Source organism: Methylobacterium sp. SD274, assembly GCF_017355285.1.
Lineage (GTDB): Bacteria > Pseudomonadota > Alphaproteobacteria > Rhizobiales > Beijerinckiaceae > Methylobacterium.
In genome coordinates, this window is sequence record NZ_JADIJP010000024.1 from 30,392 (window position 1) to 49,833 (window position 19,442).

At 67.9% G+C, this 19,442-nt stretch carries 19 protein-coding genes; 7 read left to right on the forward strand and 12 right to left on the reverse strand.

Going from position 1 to position 19,442, the window contains the following annotated elements:
• Nucleotides 1–115 precede the first annotated feature (115 nt).
• Nucleotides 116–1,054, forward strand: a complete 939-nt coding sequence (locus tag IPV08_RS18565; protein ID WP_207412986.1) for a pirin family protein — start codon at nt 116–118, stop codon at nt 1,052–1,054.
• A 72-nt stretch (nt 1,055–1,126) separates the two neighbouring features.
• Complete coding sequence (locus IPV08_RS18570) at nt 1,127–2,878, forward strand: monovalent cation:proton antiporter-2 (CPA2) family protein (RefSeq protein WP_207412987.1); 1,752 nt, start codon at nt 1,127–1,129, stop codon at nt 2,876–2,878.
• Nucleotides 2,879–2,908: 30 nt separating this feature from the next.
• Here IPV08_RS18570 and mnhG read toward each other — a convergent pair whose 3' ends face one another.
• The 7 genes from mnhG to IPV08_RS18605 form a co-directional block, all read right to left on the reverse strand.
• Nucleotides 2,909–3,250 carry a monovalent cation/H(+) antiporter subunit G gene (gene mnhG, locus IPV08_RS18575; protein ID WP_207412988.1) on the reverse strand — a complete coding sequence of 114 codons (342 nt, stop codon included), beginning with the start codon at nt 3,248–3,250 and terminating at the stop codon, nt 2,909–2,911.
• On the reverse strand, nt 3,247–3,531 hold the full coding sequence (locus IPV08_RS18580; protein WP_018041825.1) for a K+/H+ antiporter subunit F: 285 nt from the start codon (nt 3,529–3,531) through the stop codon (nt 3,247–3,249). The genes mnhG and IPV08_RS18580 overlap by 4 nt, the downstream gene beginning before the upstream one ends.
• Before the next feature lie 61 nt (nt 3,532–3,592).
• Nucleotides 3,593–4,084 (reverse strand): Na+/H+ antiporter subunit E, encoded by a 492-nt coding sequence (locus IPV08_RS18585; protein ID WP_207412989.1) that lies wholly within the window; start codon nt 4,082–4,084, stop codon nt 3,593–3,595.
• Nucleotides 4,081–5,688 (reverse strand): monovalent cation/H+ antiporter subunit D, encoded by a 1,608-nt coding sequence (locus IPV08_RS18590; protein ID WP_207412990.1) that lies wholly within the window; start codon nt 5,686–5,688, stop codon nt 4,081–4,083. Before IPV08_RS18590 ends, IPV08_RS18585 begins: the two co-directional genes overlap by 4 nt.
• Nucleotides 5,685–6,053 (reverse strand): Na+/H+ antiporter subunit C, encoded by a 369-nt coding sequence (locus IPV08_RS18595; RefSeq protein ID WP_018041828.1) that lies wholly within the window; start codon nt 6,051–6,053, stop codon nt 5,685–5,687. The genes IPV08_RS18590 and IPV08_RS18595 overlap by 4 nt, the downstream gene beginning before the upstream one ends.
• A complete protein-coding gene (locus IPV08_RS18600; RefSeq protein WP_207412991.1) occupies nt 6,053–8,983 on the reverse strand; it encodes a monovalent cation/H+ antiporter subunit A in 2,931 nt (976 codons plus the stop codon). Before IPV08_RS18600 ends, IPV08_RS18595 begins: the two co-directional genes overlap by 1 nt.
• Nucleotides 8,984–9,224: 241 nt before the next feature.
• Nucleotides 9,225–10,178 (reverse strand): LysR substrate-binding domain-containing protein, encoded by a 954-nt coding sequence (locus tag IPV08_RS18605; RefSeq protein WP_207412992.1) that lies wholly within the window; start codon nt 10,176–10,178, stop codon nt 9,225–9,227.
• Nucleotides 10,179–10,298: 120 nt separating this feature from the next.
• Between IPV08_RS18605 and IPV08_RS18610 the strand changes: the two genes are divergently transcribed.
• The gene (locus IPV08_RS18610; RefSeq protein ID WP_207412993.1) at nt 10,299–10,691 is read left to right on the forward strand and encodes a RidA family protein; all 393 of its coding nucleotides are present in this window, start codon (nt 10,299–10,301) and stop codon (nt 10,689–10,691) included.
• 1 nt (nt 10,692) lies between these two features.
• Nucleotides 10,693–11,838 (forward strand): NADH:flavin oxidoreductase, encoded by a 1,146-nt coding sequence (locus tag IPV08_RS18615; RefSeq protein WP_348646159.1) that lies wholly within the window; start codon nt 10,693–10,695, stop codon nt 11,836–11,838.
• Between the two features lie 42 nt (nt 11,839–11,880).
• On the opposite strand, the gene IPV08_RS18620 is transcribed toward IPV08_RS18615, so the two are convergent.
• The 5 genes from IPV08_RS18620 to IPV08_RS18640 all read right to left on the reverse strand — a co-directional run bounded on the left by IPV08_RS18620 (nt 11,881) and on the right by IPV08_RS18640 (nt 16,322).
• A complete protein-coding gene (locus IPV08_RS18620) occupies nt 11,881–12,444 on the reverse strand; it encodes a DNA-3-methyladenine glycosylase (RefSeq protein ID WP_207413024.1) in 564 nt (187 codons plus the stop codon).
• A gap of 14 nt (nt 12,445–12,458) precedes the next feature.
• Nucleotides 12,459–13,175 (reverse strand): ribonuclease HI, encoded by a 717-nt coding sequence (gene rnhA / locus IPV08_RS18625; protein ID WP_056427876.1) that lies wholly within the window; start codon nt 13,173–13,175, stop codon nt 12,459–12,461.
• A gap of 51 nt (nt 13,176–13,226) precedes the next feature.
• Entirely contained in the window at nt 13,227–13,874 is a 648-nt protein-coding gene (locus IPV08_RS18630) for an urea carboxylase-associated family protein (protein WP_207412994.1), read from the reverse strand.
• Nucleotides 13,855–14,583 carry a guanitoxin biosynthesis heme-dependent pre-guanitoxin N-hydroxylase GntA gene (gene gntA / locus IPV08_RS18635; protein ID WP_056427872.1) on the reverse strand — a complete coding sequence of 243 codons (729 nt, stop codon included), beginning with the start codon at nt 14,581–14,583 and terminating at the stop codon, nt 13,855–13,857. Before gntA ends, IPV08_RS18630 begins: the two co-directional genes overlap by 20 nt.
• A gap of 287 nt (nt 14,584–14,870) precedes the next feature.
• On the reverse strand, nt 14,871–16,322 hold the full coding sequence (locus IPV08_RS18640) for a PLP-dependent aminotransferase family protein (protein WP_207412995.1): 1,452 nt from the start codon (nt 16,320–16,322) through the stop codon (nt 14,871–14,873).
• A 354-nt stretch (nt 16,323–16,676) separates the two neighbouring features.
• On the opposite strand from IPV08_RS18640, the gene IPV08_RS18645 reads away from it, so the two are divergent.
• The 3 genes from IPV08_RS18645 to IPV08_RS18655 all read left to right on the forward strand — a co-directional run bounded on the left by IPV08_RS18645 (nt 16,677) and on the right by IPV08_RS18655 (nt 19,437).
• Nucleotides 16,677–17,159: an MSMEG_0572/Sll0783 family nitrogen starvation response protein gene (locus IPV08_RS18645; protein ID WP_056427869.1), complete on the forward strand. Its 483-nt coding sequence runs from the start codon at nt 16,677–16,679 to the stop codon at nt 17,157–17,159.
• A 153-nt stretch (nt 17,160–17,312) separates the two neighbouring features.
• Nucleotides 17,313–18,404 (forward strand): Nit6803 family nitrilase, encoded by a 1,092-nt coding sequence (locus tag IPV08_RS18650; RefSeq protein ID WP_207412996.1) that lies wholly within the window; start codon nt 17,313–17,315, stop codon nt 18,402–18,404.
• Nucleotides 18,349–19,437: an MSMEG_0568 family radical SAM protein gene (locus tag IPV08_RS18655; protein ID WP_207413025.1), complete on the forward strand. Its 1,089-nt coding sequence runs from the start codon at nt 18,349–18,351 to the stop codon at nt 19,435–19,437. The genes IPV08_RS18650 and IPV08_RS18655 overlap by 56 nt, the downstream gene beginning before the upstream one ends.
• Nucleotides 19,438–19,442: the final 5 nt, after the last annotated feature.

Below are 19,442 nucleotides of genomic sequence, written 5' to 3' on the forward strand. Positions count from 1 at the left end.
CGTACTCCCCGGCCCGACCGTAAGGGCCGATGGAGACGGTCGTGTGGATGCAGGCCGAGCTTGCCCTGTGAGCCGCGATACTTTTCAGTCGGACCGAGCAGAAGGGAAACGGGCGATGAGCTGGCACAGTGCGGACGATCCGGTTCCGGGCGATCACTTTTCCTGCGACGCGATCAAGACCCTGATCGTTCCCCGCTCGCGGGATCTCGGCTCGTTCTCCGTCCGGCGGGCTCTGCCGTCGACTGAGTGCCGGATGGTCGGTCCGTTCATCTTCTTCGACCAGATGGGGCCGTCCGAGTTCCTGCTTGGCCAGGGCATGGACGTGCGGCCCCATCCGCATATCGGCCTCTCCACCGTCACCTACCTGTTCGACGGCGAGATCATGCACCGGGACAGCCTGGGCACCGAATTGCCGATCCGTCCGGGCGAGCTCAACTGGATGACGGCCGGTCGCGGCATCACCCATTCGGAGCGGACCGGCGCCGGGTTGCGCCGGACCGGCTCGAAGCTGTTCGGCATTCAGGCCTGGGTCGCGCTCAGCGGCAAGGACGAGGAGACCGCTCCCGCCTTCGAACATTACGATGCGGATGCGCTGCCGGTCCTTTCCGGCGAGGGCAAGATCGTCCGGCTGATCGCCGGCGAGGCCTTCGGCGCCAGATCGCCCGTGAGGACGTCGAGCCCGATGGTCTATGCCGACGTGATGCTCGAGGCCGGCGCCGTGCTGCCCCTCGACCCGACCTATGACGAGCGCGCGATCTACACCGTCTCCGGCGCCATCGACATTGCCGGCGACGGGTTCGGCCCCGGCCAGCTCCTCGTCTTCAATCCCGGCGACCGTATCAGCGTGCGGGCGACCGAGGCCACACGCTTCATGGTGCTGGGCGGCGAGCCCATGGACGGGCCGCGCCATCTCTGGTGGAACTTCGTCTCCTCGCGCCCCGAGCGGATCGAGCAGGCCAAGGAGGATTGGCGCCAGGCTCGTTTCGACACCGTGCCCGGCGAATCCGAATTCATCCCCTTGCCGGAATCACCCCCGCCCGTGCGCTATCCGTAGAGTTGCGCGAGACCGGGGCGGGGCCGATGGGGCCTCGCCCGCGAATCCCCTCCGAGAGGACATATCGACATCATGGCAGTTGAAGCATCCGGTGCCGCGAGCGAACTCGTACAGGTCGTAGCGCTGCTCGCCGCCGGCGTCGTCGCGGTGCCGGTCTTCAAGCGGATCGGCCTCGGCTCGGTCCTCGGCTACCTCGTGGCGGGACTCGCCATCGGCCCGTTCGGCCTCGGCCTGTTCTCGGATGCCCACGCCATCCTGCATGTGGCCGAACTCGGCGTGGTGATGTTCCTGTTCATCATCGGGCTGGAGATGGAGCCGTCGCGGCTCTGGGGCATGCGGCGCGAGATCTTCGGCCTCGGCCTCGCCCAGGTCGGCGTCTGCATCGCCGCGCTCATGCTCGTCGGCATCGCCATGGGGTTCTCGCCCGCGATCTCCTTCGTGGCCGGCACCGGCTTCGTCCTCACCTCCACCGCCATCGTCATGCAGCTTCTCGAAGAGCGCGGGTCGCTCTCGACGCCGAAGGGCCAGCGCATCGTGGCGATCCTCCTGCTCGAGGACCTCGCCATCGTGCCGCTCCTCGCCATCGTCGCGCTGCTGGCCCCCGGCGGGCAGGCGACCGGCACGATGGACCGCGTCTATGGCATCGGTATCGCCCTCGGGTCCGTGGCCGCCCTGGTGGCGGCCGGGCGCTGGCTGCTCAACCCGCTGTTCCGCCTGCTGGCCGCGGCCAAGGCCCGCGAGGTGATGACGGCGGCGGCCCTCCTCGTCGTGCTCGGCTCGGCCCTGGCCATGCAGCTCGGCGGGCTGTCCATGGCCATGGGTGCGTTCCTGGCGGGCGTCCTGCTTTCGGAATCGAGCTTCCGGCACCAGCTGGAGGCCGATATCGAGCCGTTCCGGGGCATCCTGCTCGGCCTGTTCTTCCTCGGCGTGGGCATGTCCCTCGACCTCACGGTCATCGCCGCGAACTGGGCGCTCATCCTCACGGGCGTCGCCGCCTACATGGTGGTGAAGAGCATCGTCATCTACGCCATCGCCCGTCTCCTGCGCGCCTCGCATCCCGAGGCAATGGAGCGTGCGGCCCTGATGGCCCAGGGCGGCGAGTTCGCCTTCGTGCTCTATGCCGCCGCCGCGAGCGCCGGCATCATCGACGGCACCACCAACGCCATCCTGACGGCGACGATCATCCTCTCCATGGCCGTCACGCCGTTGATGGTGATCGCCTTCGACCGCCTCGGCCCCAAGGCCTCCGTCTCGACGGAGGGCGTCGCGGTGCCAGAAAATCTCGTTGGCAGCGCCCTCATCATCGGCTTCGGCCGATTCGGGCAGGTGGTGAGCCAGCCGCTGATCTCGCGCGGCTGCTCGGTCTCGATCATCGACACCAACCCCGCCTATATCCGCGTCGCCGAACAATTCGGCTTCAAGGTCTATTACGGCGACGGTACGCGCCTCGACATCCTGCACGCGGCCGGGGCCGCCACGGCACGGGCGATCCTGATCTGCATCGACGACCGCGAGGCCGCGCGGCGGATCGCCGAACTGGCGAGGGCCGAGTTCCCCCTCGTTCCCGTCCTTGCCCGCGCCCGCGACCGCGAGCACGCGATCGAGCTCATCCATGCCGGAGTCGCCTACCAGCTTCGCGAGACGCTCGAATCGGCCCTGGCCTTCGGCGAGCAGGCACTCCTGGCCATCGGTGACGAGCCGGATTCTGCCAGCGCGGTCATGGCTGAAGTCCGCCGCCGCGACGCCGAGCGGCTCGATATGGAGACCGTGGGCGGGATCTATGCCGGGCGCGACCTGATCCGTGGGAATGCGGCGGAGGCTTGAGGCGCGGCGCTCATTGTCGCCGGGCGTGCGTCATACCTCTGGCGGTGCACCGGGATTGCCTTCGTGGCGGTCCCGCTGCGCCGCCGCGCGGGCGAGGAGCAGCAACGTCACCGGGGTCGTCACGGTGAGGAACACGCCGATCAGGGCGTCGCGCAGGACGAGGCGGCCCTCGATCAGGGACAGGAGCAGCATCGAGCTCATGAGGATCAGCGCCATGCCGAGTGTCGCGCCCAGGGTGGGGGCATGGACGCGCTCGTAGAACGTTCGGAGGCGGATGAGGCCGAAGGCGCCCGTCAGCGAGAAACCTGCGCCGACGATCGCCAGAGCAATCACCAGCCACGCGGCCCAGACGGGCAATTCGGCGCCGTTCACTGGATCACCTCGCCCTGCATCAGGAACTTCGCCAGCGCCACGGTGGCGGTGAAGCCGATCATGCCGAGGATCAGGGCGGCCTCGAAATAGAGGCCGCTGCCGGTGCGCATGCCGTGGACCACCACCGCCAGCATGCCGTTGAGGTAGAGGGTGTCGAGACCGAGGATGCGATCCTGCGCGCGGGGGCCGCGCAGCATCCGCCACGCGGCAAGCGCCATGGCGAGAACCAGCATTCCCTGGGCGAAGCCGAGCCCCCAGTCGAGAACGGTGTTGGCGCTCATGGGAAGAACCTCATGGGACGAAGAAGATCATGGGACGAAGAAGATCATGGGGCGAAGAAGATCATGGGGCGAAGATCTGCATCAGGGGGCGCTCGTAGCGGTCCTTCACCCGCCGCACCCATTCCTCGCCATCCGTGTAGTCGAGCACGTGGATGAGCAGGCAGCCCGTGTCGGAATCGTACTGGACCCAGAGGGTGCCGGGCGTGCCGGTGAGGATGATCGACAGGATCGCGAGGCCGAACGGCTCGCGCATGTCGAGGGGAATCGTGACGAAACCGGTCCGCCGCTCGCCGCCGCGAAGCCCGAGGATGATGCGGGCGACATCGATGTTCGAGCGCACCATGTCGTAGAGCACGATCACGGCGAGCCGGGCGAGGGTGCCGGGCGCCCGCACCCGCACCGAGGGAGGACGGAGCGCCAGCATGACGGCAGGAACCGTGAGGCCGACCAGCAGCGCCAGCAGGACATTGCCCGGTGAGAGCGGCGCGTTCAGGAGGAGCCAGGTCGCGGCGAGGCAGGCCGACAGGATAGGGTAGGGCAGGAGGCGGCTCACGATCCACCGCCTTCCCGCGTCGGCCCGAGGACGGCGCGAACGTAATCCTGCGGCTGGGCCAGCCAGCGCACGGTCTCGTCGGCATAGGCGAGGGCCGGGCCGCCCCAAAGGGCGAGCGCCACACAGGCGGCGAGCAGGCCGGCCAGAGCGGCGAATTCCGAAAGGCGCAGGACCGGCGGCGGGTCGTCGCTCGGAACCCAGAGGTTCTTGATCCCGAGCCGCACCATCGGCATCAGCGTGGCGAAGCTCGACAGGGTCAGCGCTGTGATGAGCCACCAGGCGGACGCGGTCGTCGTGCCCGTGGTGAGCCCCGTGAAGATCGCGAGCTTGCCGACGAAACCGGAGAGCGGGGGAACCCCCGCCAACATCAGCGTGCAGACGAGGAAGCCGCTCCCGAGGAGCGCCACCGCGGCGGGGATCGCCCGGCCGATCTCGGTGGCGTCGGCATCGTCGAATGGGTCGCGGTACTCGTCGGCGAAGACGGCCTGGGCGGCCTCCAGCGGGTCGCGGCCGCGCTGCAGGATTTCGGCGAGCAGGAAAAGGGCGCCCGCTGCGAGGGTGGAGCCGAGGAGGTAGTACAGGGCGCCCGAGAGCGCCCGGTCACTGCCGCTCCCCAAGGCCGCCAGCACCGTGCCCGACGAGATCATCACCGCATAGCCCGCCGCCCGCGTGAGGTCGCGCGCCGCCAGGATGCCGATGGCGCCATAGGCCATCGTCGCGAGACCGGCGGCGAGGATCCAGGTCTGTCCGAACCCCTCCGACAGTCCCGCCCCGAACAGAAGCAGGCTCAGGCGCACCACCACGTAGATGCCGACCTTGCTCAGGATCGCGAGGATCGCGGCCGCCGGCGCACTCGCTGCCGCGTAGGTAGAGGGCAGCCAGAACCCGAGCGGCCAAGCGCTGCACTTGATCAGGAAGGCGATGCCGAGGATCGCGCAGCCGATCTCGAACAAAGCGAGTTCCCCCGCCTCCGGCGCCGCGAGCCGCCGGGCGAGGTCGGCCATGTTGAGGGTTCCCATCGTGCCGTAGATGAGGCTGACGCCGACGAGGAAGAACAGTGAAGCGACGAGGTTGACCGCGATGTAGCCGAGGCCTGCGCGGATCCGCGTCTCGCCAGATCCGTGCAGGACGAGACCGTAGGAGGCGGCCAGCATCACCTCGAAGAATACGAACAGGTTGAACAGGTCTCCGGTGAGGAAGGCGCCGTTCACGCCCATCAGCAGCAGGAGGAACAGGCCGTGGAAGCGCGGACCCGCCCGGCCCCAGCGGGCGAAGGAGAAGACCAGGGCGCACAGGCCCAGCACGCTGCCGAGCGCCAGCATCAGGGCCGAGAGCCGGTCGGCCACCAGCACGATCCCGTAGGGAGCGGCCCAGTTGCCGAGGCGGTAGATCTGCGCCGCCTCGCTCGCGCGCCAGACGAGGATGAGGGATATGCCGAGGAGGGCCAGCACCGTGGCGAGGCTGAGCGCCCCTTTCAGCCGGCTCCGGCGCTCATCCATGAGGAACATCGCCCCGGCCACCGCGATCGGCAGAACGATCGGCAGGACGACGAGATGGTCGGTCCAGTCGCTGACGTGGGGGGCATTCAGAACCGTGGCGTTCATGGATGCGGGTTCTCTGGATTCGGCTCCGCCAGATGCGGCTCGCGGCCGTCCACATGGTCGCTGCCGGTGATGCCGCGGGCGGCGAGCAGCACGACGAGGAAGAGCGCGGTGAGCGCGAAGCCGATCACCAGGGCGGTGAGGACCAGGGCCTGCGGCACCGGATCGTCCACGGAGACGATGTCGGCCCCGGCCCCGAGCACCGGCGGCGCGCCCACCGTCAGCCGGCCCATGGCGAAGATGAACAGGTTGACGGCGTAGCTCAGCAGCGAGATGCCCAGCACGACCTGGAAGGTGCGGGGACGCAGCATCAGCCAGATGCCCGAAGCGGCGAAGACGCCGATCCCCAGGGACAGCACGATCTCCATCAGGCGGGCTCCTTCTCGACGACCCGCTCCACCCCCGCCTCGGCGGGGCGGGTGCGCCGCAGGGATTGGTGAGCCAGGGCGACGAGCATCAGCGCGCTCGCGCCCACCACCAGCACCATGATCCCGAGATCGAACAGCAGCGCGCTCGCCATCGGGACCTTGCCGAGCAGAGGCGGCTTCCAATAGGCGAAATAGGCGGTGAGGAACGGACGCCCGAACAGCCAGGAACCGGCGCCGACCGAGACGGAGACCAGCAGGCCGATGCCGATCCACGAGATCGGCTGGATCCGCAGCCGTTCCTCCACCCACTGCGCGCCCTGAGCCATGTATTGCAGCATGAAGGCGATGGTGAGCGCGATGCCCGCCGCGAAGCCGCCCCCCGGCAGGTCGTGGCCGCGCAGGAACAGATGCAGGGCGAGGAGGACGATGAAGGGGAACAGCCACGTCATCACCACGCGCGGGACGAGGAGAGCATCGGCAGTGGTGTCGCCGAGCTCGCGGCCCTCGCGGGCATCGTCATAGGCGTCGTGGTTCACCTGCTGCTTGGGAGGACCGAGACTGTCGGAGGCGGGGCGGAAGCGGCGAAGGAGCGCGAACACCGTCAGGCCGACGATGCCCAGCACGCAGATTTCGCCTAGCGTGTCGAAGGCCCGGAAATCCACCAGCAATACGTTGACGACGTTGCGTCCGCCCGCCTGCGGGTAGGCCTCCTCGATGAACCAGCGGGCGATCCCGTCGACGGCGGGCCGGGTCATCACCGCGTAGGCCAGGCCGGCGAGCCCGAGGCCGGCAAAGGCGGCGATGCCGAGATCGATCATCCGTCGACGGCGGGACCGCGTCTTTTCCCAAGCCGGTGCCGGAATCGCCGCGTCGCGCTTGGGCAGCCAGCGCAGGCCCAACAGCAGCAGCACGGTGGTGACGATCTCCACCAGGATCTGCGTCACCGCGAGATCCGGGGCGGAGAGCCAGAGGAAGGTGAGGCTGCTCACGAGGCCCGCCCCGCCGACGAAGATGGCGGCGGACAGCCTGTGGTACTTCGCCCGCTCCGCCGCGCCGATGGCGCAGGCCGCGCCCACGAGCCACATCAGCGCGAAGGCCGGGTCGAACTCCGTGGTCTTGCCCGGCGCGAACAGGTCTAGCCCCCGTGCGGCTCCCGTCACCAAAGCGGCCAGGAGCACGGTGAGGAAGAGAATGCGCAACTGCGCCTGGAGCCGCTCGGCGCCGAGCCCGGCTTCCAGGCGCCGCGCGCCGTTCACGAGGCCGGTCATGGTCCGCTCGAACAGCCAGCCGCCGTCGATCCGGTCCATCAGCCAAGGGCCGCCGCGGGGATTGGTATTGATCCGCCGCCCGAACGCTACATAGAGCGCGATGCCGCCCAGCAGCGCCACCATGCTGAGTGCAAGCGGCGCGTTGAAGCCGTGCCAGATGGCGAGGTCGTAATCGGGGGTCCGCTCGCCGAGGACCGCCCGGACCGCGCCTGCGAGGAGGGGACCGATCGTCAGGTTCGGCACGAGGCCGATGGCGACGCAGACGAGGACGAGCAGCTCGATCGGGATGCGCATCCAGCGGACCGGCTCGTGGGGCGCGTGCGGCAGGTCGTGCGGGGCGGGTCCGAAGAAGGCCTGCCGGATGAAGCGCACGGAATAGAGCATGGTGAAGGCGCTCGCCAACGTCGCCAGCACCGGCAAGGCGAGATTGAGCAGATGGCCGTCCGCGTTGTCGACCGCCTCAGCCAGGAACATCTCCTTCGACAGGAAGCCGTTGAGGAGCGGCACACCCGCCATCGCGGCGGCGGCGACCATCGCCAGCGTCGCCGTATAGGGCATGGCCCGCCACAGACCGCTGAGGCGGCGCATGTCGCGCGTCCCGGTCTCGTGGTCGATGATGCCCACCGCCATGAACAGCGAGGCCTTGAACGTCGCGTGGTTCACCGTGTGGAAGATCGCCGCCACGACGGCCAGCGGTGAATCGAGGCCGAGGAGCAGGGTGATCAGCCCGAGATGGCTGATGGTGGAATAGGCGAGCAGACCCTTGAGGTCGTGCTGGAAGATCGCGCTCCACGCGCCCACCAGCATCGTGATCATGCCGGCGGTGCCGACGATCCAGTACCAGGCCTCGGTGTTGGCCAGCACCGGCCAGAACCGGATCATCAGGAAGATGCCGGCCTTCACCATGGTGGCCGAATGCAGGTAGGCACTGATCGGGGTCGGTGCCGCCATGGCGCGCGGCAGCCAGATGTGGAACGGGAACTGCGCCGACTTCGTCAGCGCGCCGGCCAGCACCAGTACCAGGGCCGGCAGGTAGAGCGAATTGTTGCGAATCGTGTCGCCCGAGGCGAGCACCGCCGAGAGGTCGTAGCTGCCGACGATCTGCCCGATGAGCACCAGACCGACGAACAGGCAGAGGCCGCCGGCCGCCGTGATGGTCAGCGCCATCCGTGCGCCGTCCCGTGCGGAGGCGTTGTCGGACCAATAGCCGATGAGCAGGAACGAGACGATGCTCGTCAATTCCCAGAAGACGAAGAGCTGGATCAGGTTGCCCGAGAGCACGATGCCCAGCATCGCGCCGACGAAGGCGAGGAAATACGAGAACAGACGCGGCACCGGGTCCGCTTCCGCCATGTAATAGCGCGCATAGAGGACCACGAGCGCGCCGATCCCGAGCACCAGGACGGAGAACAGCCAGGATAGCCCGTCGAGCCGCAGCACGAGGCGGACGCCCAACGTCGGCAGCCAGTCGACCGCCCAGATGACGGGGTCCGGGCCTGCTACGGCGGGGTAGAGGAGCCCGATGCAGGCGAGGCAGGTCACCATCACGAAACCGGCGAGGATCGCGGCGGCGTTGCGTGCGTGGCCCGGCAGGCAGATCGCCACGACGCTGCCGAGGAAGGGCAGGATGGCGGCGATGGCGAGGAGCAGGTGGGGCGGCATCGGCTCGGGCAATACCCTCGTTGGGCGGGAGCGCCCTCCATGGGGTGCGGGGGCGTCCGGCGAAACCAGGAGCGGGGCGCTCGCGCGGGTCGAGTGCGGTATAGGACGCAACATCAGACGTGGCGAGGGCGGAGAGCGCCAAGATTCCGTAGAATCCCCGCGACATCTCCCCGGTCATGGTCTGGCCCTGCCGAGATAGAGCCTTGCTCGTTCAATGCCCGATATCGCGAGGACAGGTATGTCAGGTCGAAGGATGGCCTTCCATCCGCGCCCGGAACGTGGCGGCCTCCGCGCGCAGCCATTCGGTCGTGGCTTGTACGCTGGGTTTCGAGAGGCCTGCCTCGCTGGTGACGAGATGGTAGATATGGCCGTCCAGAACCGGCCCGAACGGCTGGACGAGTTGGCCCGCCGCCAGTTCCGCTTCCACGAGGGCGAGGCTCAACAGGGCGACCCCTTGGCCCGCCACCGCGGCCTGGATCGCGTGCCCTTCGTCGGAGAAGCGGATCTGGCCGGGCCGGGATGGACAAGGCAATCCCGCGCGGTCGAACCAGGTTTCCCAGGTCGGGTTCAGCTGATGCTTCCTTCGCCAACGGAAATGGATGAGCGGCGCGGCTTCAGGATCGTCGCCCGTTAGGTCGTCGAAGGCGATCTTGCGGAGGAGAGGGTTGACCACAGGCGCGAAACGATCGGCGAACATCGCCTCGGCGGAGAGGCCTGGATAGGGGCCGCGCCCGTAGCGAATGGCGAGGTCCGCGCCGGCGGCATCGAGATCGATGGCGTCATCCGAGGCCAGCAGATGCAGGTCGATATCCGGATGGAGAGCCCGGAAGCCGGACACCCTCGGGACCAGCCATTTCGCCGTGAACGCGCTCGTGGCGGTGATGGTGATCTGTACCCGGCTCCGCACTCGCGTCAGGCGGGCAATGGCGGCTTCGAAGGCATCGAACCCCTCGCGCAGGACAGGGTATAGCTGGAGACCGGCCTCGGTCAGCATCACCTGGCGGACCCGTCTCTCGAAGAGGCTCAGTCCGATATTCTCTTCGAGGCCGCGGATCTGGTGACTGATCGCGGTTGGCGTCACCGCGAGCTCGGCCGCCGCAAGCTTGAAACTCCCGTGTCGCGCCGCGGCTTCGAAAGCACGCAGAGCGCCGAGCGGCGGTAGGCGGCGTCGCAGACCGAGATGAGATCCGCTCATCCATCACCCGAGGATTTGGAGTTTGTCGCGCTCCGGATTCGAGCCCACCTCTCCGCCATCGGAGCGGCTGGGGCAAGATGGGTTCATGCCGCTTTCCCGTCCATCGAAAGCGAGACGACCATGCTGGAACGCATCATCACGCAGCCCGACAATTATGAGCCTTTCCTGTTGTCGCAGGGCATTCGGTATGGCGGCCTTCTCTTCATTTCTGGCCAGGCCGGGGCGGATGATGGCGGGCGGATCGTCGATGGTGGCTTCATGGCGCAGGGTGAGCAGGCCTTCTCCAACCTCCGCAGGGTGTTGGAGGCTGGCGGATCGAGCCTGGAGGACGTGGTGAAGGTGACGATCTTCGTCACCGACATGGACCACTTCCGGGACGTCGTGGCATTGCGCGGCCGGTACTTCACCGCGCCCTATCCCGCCGACACCATCGCCGAGGTCAAGGCGCTCTACGATCCCCGGGCCATGATCGAGATCGAGGCCATCGCGGCCGTCAGCGTCAGGAGTGCTTGAGGTGGATGCGCTGGCGACGATGCCGGATCCCGACGCCCTGCGCCGTCTCCTGACGCCGTCGGCCATCGGACCGATGGCGCTTCGGAACAGAATGGCAGTCGCCCCGATGACGCGGGTCAGCGCCGGGTCGGATGGCCGTGCGACGCAACGCATGGCGGATTACTATGCCGCCTTCGCGACCGGTGGCTTCGGCCTCGTCATCACCGAGGGCCTCTACACCGACACGGCGCATTCTCAGGGTTACCTGTTCCAGCCGGGTCTTACCGACACCGGACAGTGCGATGCCTGGAAGCCGATCGTCGAGGGCGTGCATGGGCACGGTGCGAGGATCATCGCACAGCTGATGCATGCCGGGGCCCTCTCACAGGGGAACGCGTTCCGGACCGGGACCAGGGGACCTTCGGCGGTGAGGCCCAAGGGCCGGCAGATGATCTTCTATCGCGGAAGCGGTGAGTATCCGATCCCCGATGCCATGTCGGAACCGGACGTCAGGGCCGTCGTGATCGGCTTTGCCGAGGCGGCGGTTCGGGCACGGGATACGGGCTTCGACGGTGTCGAGATCCACGCGGCGAACGGCTACCTCCTGGACCAGTTCCTCAGCGAGGGAACCAACCTGCGCCAGGATCGCTACGGCGGCGACGTCGTCCGGCGGATGCGCCTCATCGTCGAAGTCGTGGATGCCGTCCGGAAGGCCGTGGGGCCCGATTTCGTGTTGGGCCTCCGCATCTCCCAGGGCAAGGTCAACGACCTCACGCATAAATGGAGCGGGGGCGAGGACGAGGCCGCTGCCATCTTCGGTACGCTCGGCGGCCTGTCCATCGATTATCTGCACACGACAGAGCATGAGGCGTGGCAGCCCGCCTTCGAGGCGACGGCAAGTCTGGCGGCTCTGGCCAAGCGCCATGGCCGTCGACCCGTGATCGCCAATGGTGGTCTTCATCGGCCATCGCGGGCGGCCGGTCTCATGGCTGCTGGCGAAGCGGACTTCGTGTCTCTCGGACGCGGAGCTCTCGCCAATCCGGACTGGCCGCGCCGCGTAGCGGGAGGACTTCCCCTCAATGAGTTCGACGGCGCGCTCCTATCTCCCATCGCCGATCTCGAGAATGCCGAGGCCTATCGGCGGCGCTCCGCCGCCACGCCCGACTGAGACCGAAACGACCCTGGGCTCCGGTGTCCCTCGATGGCCGGCCTATTCCCGTCGGCGAGATACCGGCTTGCTGAGATAGGCCGAGCCCGCGAGGAGGAAGCGCCACGGGGTATCCGCCCCGCGCGTGATGCCGATGCGGCGGTCGGCCACGATCTCCGGCGTCGCGTCCCGTCGCTCCAGCTCGAAGGGCGGCCGGTCGAGGAGAAGGCCGTCCTGCAGGTTCGTCACCGCCAGGGCCTGACACAGGCGGCCCGGTCCTGCGCAGAGGAGGCGGAGGGCGTCGAGCCCGCGCCGCTCCCGCATGGTCTCGATCCCCTCCTTCGGCTCGATTGCGCGGATCAGTACCGCGCTCCCCGGTTCGCAGACGAGGTTGAGGCACCAGTGCATGCCGTAGGACCGATAGACATAGGCATGGCCCGGCGGCCCGAACATGCTGGCATTGCGCCGGGTCGGCCCATTGAAACTATGGGAGGCGGGGTCGCTCCGGTCATAGGCCTCGGTCTCGACGACGAGCCCGCCGATCCCGGAGACGAGGAGACGGCATCCGATCAGGTCGGAGGCCACCGCCGCCGCCGGCCGCGCATAGAAATCCGCCCCGAGGCTCACGGCTTGCCCGAGGCTCACGGTTTGGCGGAACCGCCATCCAGCACGCGGGCGATGCCGTCCGGCCCGAGTTTCAGGGCCACGCGGATTGCGCGTTCGACGAAGGCCTGGGGCGTCAGCCCGCCGAGTTTGGCCGCTCGCGACACGTCGAGGCCGAGGCCGAGATCGATCGCCACCGGCGTCGTGCGGGGGGCAGGGGCCGGCGCTTCCGCCGCCACGCCCGGAGGAGGCACCACCGCCGGGACGGCGGGGGACGGAACCGGTTCGCCGGCCGGAGCGAGACCGAGGGCCTGCCGCCGGCCCTGCGCCGCCAGCCTGTCGGCGCGCTCGTTGCCGACATTGCCGGTATGGCCCCGCACCCAGGTCCATTTCACGTCGCGGGCGGCGTTGAGGGCGTCGAGCTCCTGCATCAACTCGACGTTCTTTACCGGCCCGGTGCTGGTGCGCCAACCCTTCGCCTTCCAGCCGCGCATCCATTCGGTCACCGACTTGATGACGTACTGGCTGTCGCAACGCATCTCGATCGCCGACCCGGCGGGGAAATGCGATAGGGCCTTGATCGCCGCCGTCAGTTCCATCCGGTTGTTGGTGGTGGCGCGGTCGCCGCCGCAGAGCTCGATCTTGCCCTCCGGTCCCTCGATCACGACGCCCCAGCCCCCCGGGCCTGGGTTCGGATCACAGCCGCCATCGGCATAGGCGACGGCGCGGGCGAGGGCGGGCTTCGTGGTCGTCATGACGCTGATCTCATGTCCGGGGCAGCGGGGCCCCTAGCACGAGCCGCAGGGTCAGGGCGATTGCGGGGGCGCACCTGCGGGCCGGATCTCGTAATGGATCGGCTTGAAAGCATTGTTGTTCGATTGCAGAGCCGAGCAGGCGGTGAGTCCGACAATGAGGTCGGTCTCGGCCTCGAAGGTCACACGGTCGCCGGCCCGGCTCAGGGGCGGCTCGACCTTTAATTCCCCGGTCTCGCCGTTTACCACGACGTTCATGAACACGTTGAAGGCCACCGGGATCCGGTCCGGCTCGATCCCGTAGGGCGCGAGCGCGGCGGCGAGGTTGCCGAAACAGCCGCGGTGCGGATGCGTGTCGCCGTAAATGATGCGGAACGTATCCGCAGAGCAGGGGGTCAGCAGGAAATCGTGCCGCCCCACCGTATCCTCGACGATGCGCAGCAGGATGTTCGAGCGATTCGAGTAGATCGGGTCGCCCGTCGTCAGGTAGATGCGGCTGGCGTAATCCAGGGTCCGGCCCGACGAGATCACCTCCTCGCGGTCGGCCGCGGAGAAGGCCAGAAGATCGGCGACCTGCTCGCCGTTCGGGTCGATCACGGTGAGGCGTTCGCCCTTGGCCAGTTCGAAGGCGACGCCGCTGCGTGGTGCGATCTCGTGGCGTCGGACCGGGGGGAGGGCGATGTCAGGCGGCATCGCGGCCATCCCGAAGAGCGGAGTCGCCGGCCCTGGTCCCAGTCTCGCGCCCCCTGAACGGGCAGACCCAATCTCCTTCGACGGCGCGGCCGCTGTATTGGCGTGCCTCCGATGTCTCGCCATGCCGCGCCAGCATCGGGTTGATCGAGCCGGCAAGGGCTTCATCGCGGGCGAGAATGGCCGAGCGCAGACCCTCGTAACGGCCCTCCGCCCGCAACTGCTCGAACTGAGCGCGGACGTTGAAGACGAGGACGGGGTGGGAAAAGCGGCGGGCCGGACGGCTCGCGCCCGGATGCATGCCGACGAGGAAGAACGCCTCCCCGCCGAAGGACAGGGAGAAATGCGGGTCGTCCGGGTCGGCCTGCACCCGCTTGTCGTAGCGCTGGCCGAGAAAGACGTCCTTGTCGGAGAGGGATTGCACACGCGCCCACAGGTGCCGCTCGAACTCTTCTTCGCTCTGGCGCTGAGACGCTTCGAAGACGACGGCGAAGCTCTGGAACAGTTTCGGGTCGGCCCGGTAGCGGCAGATGAAGGCCAGAAGCGCCGGATAGATCCGCGTATCGTCCCAGCCGGAGGCGATGTCGCGGGCCACGAGAACCTTCAGTTGCCCCTTGGCGAGAGCCGATTTCGCACCGACGCAGGGGAAAGGCTGACTCTTGATGAAGGCGTGAAATTCCTGAGCGAGCGGATGCCCGGCATCGTCGGTGGGAAACAGCATGGTGCTCCGGATCGTCTCTGGTCTGAGCTCCGCAAGCGGACCCGGAGGCCCGCGCTGCGAGGACATGGCCAACCAATCGCGGCAGGGGAGGTTCCGACTCTCTCTGAGCTAGAACGTCGCTGTCCACAGAGTTTCCGGAATCACCAACAGATGAGACCTAGGATCTCGATAAATTAGGATAATCTAGGTCGGTCTTCTTTCGTACATTGTCATGGAGATAAAGGGGTCGTCGTCATGGGACACCTTGACGCTCTCTTGCTACCGCTCCGGCCGTTTGTCGCGCGCTGCTAAATATAGGCGGAAGCCAGCTCCGGTGAATGCGACAGGGCATGGGCAAGCACCTCCAGCGATTGCGTGATCTCGGCGCGGCCGGCGAGTCCTCCAAGGCAGATCCGCACCGCTTCCGGCGCTTCTCCTGCGGCGAGGAAAGCGTCGCTCGCCACAGCGCCAATTCCGGCTGCGCGCGCCTGGCTTGCGAAGGCCGAACGGGTCCAGCCTTCGGGCAGGGACAGCCAGATGTGGAAACCGGCGGGGTCGGCGGTCACGCCGTGCCGCCCCAGCATCCCGGCGGCGATGCCCTGGCGAACCCGGGATTCCGAGCGGACGAAGGCCAGGATCGCCTCTGCGGTGCCGTCATTGATCCAGCGCGTCGCGAGAGCCGTGGTGATGGGGGAGGCCATCACCGTCGATGCGCGCAGGGCGGACGTCAGTTGGAGTGCCGCGCGGGCACTGGGGGCCAGCATGTAGGCGAGCCGCAGGCCGGCACCGAGGCACTTGGCGAGGCCGGCCACGTGATAGGTGATCTCCGGCGCAAGGCGGTAGAAACTCGCAACCGGAATCATCGGCACGAAACCGTAGGCGTCGTCTTCGATGATCGCCACGTTGTAGCGTCGCGCCACGGTGACGATGGCCTCGCGTCGCTCCGGCGAGATCGTGATCGTGGTCGGGTTCTGCAGGGTCGGGTTGAGGTAGAGCGCCTTCGGCGCATGACGGGTGCAGGTGGCCGCGAAGGCCGCGGCGTCGATCCCTTCGCCATCCATGGGCAGGCCGACGAGGCGCAGGTTGAGATGAGCGGCGAGCGCCCGCGCGCCGGGATAGGTCAGCGCCTCGCAGCAGATCGTGTCGCCGGGTTGCGCCACGAGGCTCATCACGGCTCCGAGCGCCGCATGGGCGCCGGGGCAGATCAGGAGTCGGTCGCGAGGCGCGTCGAGGCCGCGGCGGCGCAGCCATTCCACCGCCGCGTCCTTGTCGTCGGGCGTCCCGCCGAAACCCTGGTAGCGCAGCAGATTGGCGAGATTCTCCGAGACCGAGGCGAGGCCGCCCCTCATCCGCTCGAGCAAAGCGGGGTCGTCGGGTTCCGGCGGCAGGTTCATGGTGAAATCGACGGGGCCGTGCCGGCGCTCCGGTGCCGCCCTCGGCTGCGTGACGCGGAGCGCCGGTTCGGCGACGAAGGTCCCCTGGCCCACCCGCGCTTCAACGAGCCCCCGGCGCTGCGCCTCCACATAGCCGCGCGCTACGGTGGTGAAGTTCAGGTCCAGCCGCTCGGCGAGGACGCGCTGGGGCGGGAGACGCTCGGCGATGGCGAGACGCCCGGTCCGGATATCGTCGGCGATGGCCTCGACGATGGCGAGGTAATGCGGCTTGCCCCAGCGGCGGAGGTCCGGCGTCCATCCCTCCGGCGAGACGAGGAGAGGCAAGGTCGGCCGGGCGGACTTGCCCGATCGCTGGCTGTTGGTCATCGCGAAACCGATCAATATCCATTCAATCCGGTATTGTATGGAAAGCAACCGCCATGCCGCGATATACCGTAAGGTTCTGGATCTGAATTTCCGGTCAATGCATTCAAATAGATCGTGAGTATAGTGTCCATTGTGTCGAGTATGTATGCATCTAATGCTCGCTTTTTAAGCGATCGGCACGCTGGTCAGAGCCTTCGCATTCGACTGACATTGACCGCATGATTGACTGTATCCGTCAGCGCGGATTTGGCTGGATCGAACTCCACCGGCTGCTGGCATGCGGTTTGCCATCTCCTCATCAGCCGTCGCTGCTCGTGATCGCGGCGGATATCGAGATGACGGGGAGTATTTGCGATGCCAGCCGTGACCGCCGAGCACCATAAGAAGGGCGATTACTTCGTCGATTACGAAGAAAAGGTCTTCGAGGACGTGAAGGCCGAGCCGGGCCAGAAGGCGCTCGTCACCTTTCACACCGTGGCTTTCGAGGGCTCCATCGGCTTCGTGAACCTGCTCCAGGCGACGCGGTTGCTGCGCAAGGGCTTCGAGACCTCCGTCCTGCTCTACGGGCCGGGCGTGACGCTCGGCGTCCAGCGCGGCTTTCCCACGCTCGGCGACGAGGCCTTTCCCGGCCACATGAACATGAACAACCAGATCGTGAAGTTCCTCTCCGAGGGCGGCAAGGTCTATGCCTGCCGGTTCGCGCTGCAGGCGCTCTACGGCCATGGCGAACCCTCGCTGATCGAGGGCATCCGCCCGATCGCCCCCACCGACGTCCTCGACCTCGTGCTGCTGCACAAGCGCGACAACGCCGTGGTCATCGACACCTGGACGGTCTGAGGCCGGACGACCCTCCCCCTCTGTGGTGGAGGCGGGAGAGGGGCGACCTCTCCGGAGATGGCGCTCCCCTCTCCCGACCCACTTCGTGGGCCACCCTCTCCCGCAGAGGGGAGAGGGAATGCTCGCGGACCATGGCGAACAGGGAACAGGCCGATGTCCGAGTCACGCATCGTGCGCGCCGCCGCCGTCCAGGTTTCCCCGGATCTGGAGCGGCCGGGCGGGACGCTGGAGAAAGTGCTCGCCGCGACAGACGAAGCGGCGGGGAAGGGCGCGCGGTTCATCGTGTTCCCCGAGACCTTCGTGCCGTACTACCCGTACTTTTCCTTCATCGCCCCGCCGGCGGCGCAGGGGCCCGAACATTTGCGCCTCTACGAGGGCGCGGTGACCGTGCCGGGGCCGGTGACGCAGGCGGTCTCGGCCGCCGCGCGCCGGCATGGCGCGGTGATCGTGCTCGGCATCAACGAGCGCGACCACGGCTCGCTCTACAACGCGCAGCTCATCTTCGACGCCGATGGGACGCTGCTGCTCAAGCGCCGCAAGATCACGCCGACCTACCACGAGCGCATGATCTGGGGTCAGGGGGACGGTGCCGGCCTCACCGTGGTCGAGACGGCGGTGGGCCGGGTCGGGGCGCTCGCCTGCTGGGAGCATTACAACCCGCTCGCCCGCTACGCCCTGATGGCGCAGCATCAGGAGATCCACGCGGCCCAGTTCCCGGGCTCCATGGTCGGGCAAATCTTCGCCGACCAGATGGAGGTGACGATCCGGCACCACGCCCTCGAGGCCGCCGCCTTTGTCGTCAACGCCACCGGCTGGCTCACCGAGACACAGATCGCCAAGATCTCTCCCGACGAGCGGATGCGCGGGGCCCTGCGCGGCGGCAATTGCACCGCCATCGTCTCGCCTGAAGGCAAGCACCTCGTTCCGCCGATGACGGAGGGCGAGGGCATCCTCGTCGCCGACATGGACATGGCGCTGGTCACCAAGCGCAAGCGGATGATGGATTCGGTCGGCCATTACGCCCGCCCCGAACTCCTCAGCCTCAACCATGACGCACGTCCCGCCCGCACGGTGGTGACCACGCCCGCATTGGACATCCCGCATCCCCGGAGCACCGACCATGAGCGACTCTCCGCTGCTGACCTCCCCGGCCGCTTCCTCGCCGGTGCCGTCCCCGGTCTACCAGGGGATGCCGACGGAGCGCCTGATCAACGCGCTCCAATCCTACGGAGTCAGGTTGGCTGACACTCGCGCCGGGGTCGCCAGCCGCCGGGGCGGGGCCGGTCCCTCCGACCACAAGGCGATGACCATCGCCGGCCGCACCGTGATGGTGCCGGTCCATACCGCGGGCGCCTTCGACTCGCCCTACCTCGTGCGCCGGCCGGATGCCGACGGGTCGAGCCTCATCGAGCATGACGGCATCGTGATCGGGCGGGTGACGTTTCCGGGCAAGCCCCGGTTCTACGGGCTCCAGACCCTCGACGGGGTGCCCTATTCGAAGATCGCCGTGCTGCACGGGCGCGACGTGCTCGCCACCACGGTGCTGCAGACCTGCATCCGCTACCAGAGCCGCACCAAGACCTGCCAGTTCTGCTCCATCGGACAGTCGCTCGCGGCCGGGCGAACCGTCGCCCACAAGACGCCGCAGCAACTCGCGGAGGTCGCCCGCGCCGCCGTGCTCCTCGACGGCGTCAAGCACATGGTGATGACGACGGGCACGCCCAACGCCACCGACCGTGGGGCGGCCGTGCTCTGCGAGAGCGCCTTCGCGGTGAAAGCGGCGGTGGATCTTCCGATCCAGGCCCAATGCGAGCCTCCCGATGACGACCGCTGGTTCGCCCGGCTGAAGGCGTCGGGCGTCGATGCGCTCGGCCTGCATATCGAGGCGGTAACCCCGGAGGTCCGGGCGCGAATCATGCCCGGCAAGGCGAGCGTGCCGCTGGACCGCTATTTCGACGCTTTCGCCGCCGCCGTTCCGGTCTTCGGCAAGGGCCAAGTCTCGACCTATATCCTCGCCGGGCTCGGAGACACGACGGAAGCGATCCTCGCCATGGCCGAGCGCCTGATCGGCATGGGAGTCTACCCGTTCGTGGTGCCGTTCGTGCCGATTTCCGGCACGCCGCTGGAGGACCATCCCGCCCCCTCGCCGGATTTCATGCATTCCGTGCTCCAGCCGCTCGCAGCGATGCTGGCAGGGGCGGGTTTGCGCTCCACCGACATCAAGGCCGGGTGCGGACGCTGCGGCGCCTGTTCGGCCCTCTCCACTTACGAGCGGTAAGCTGG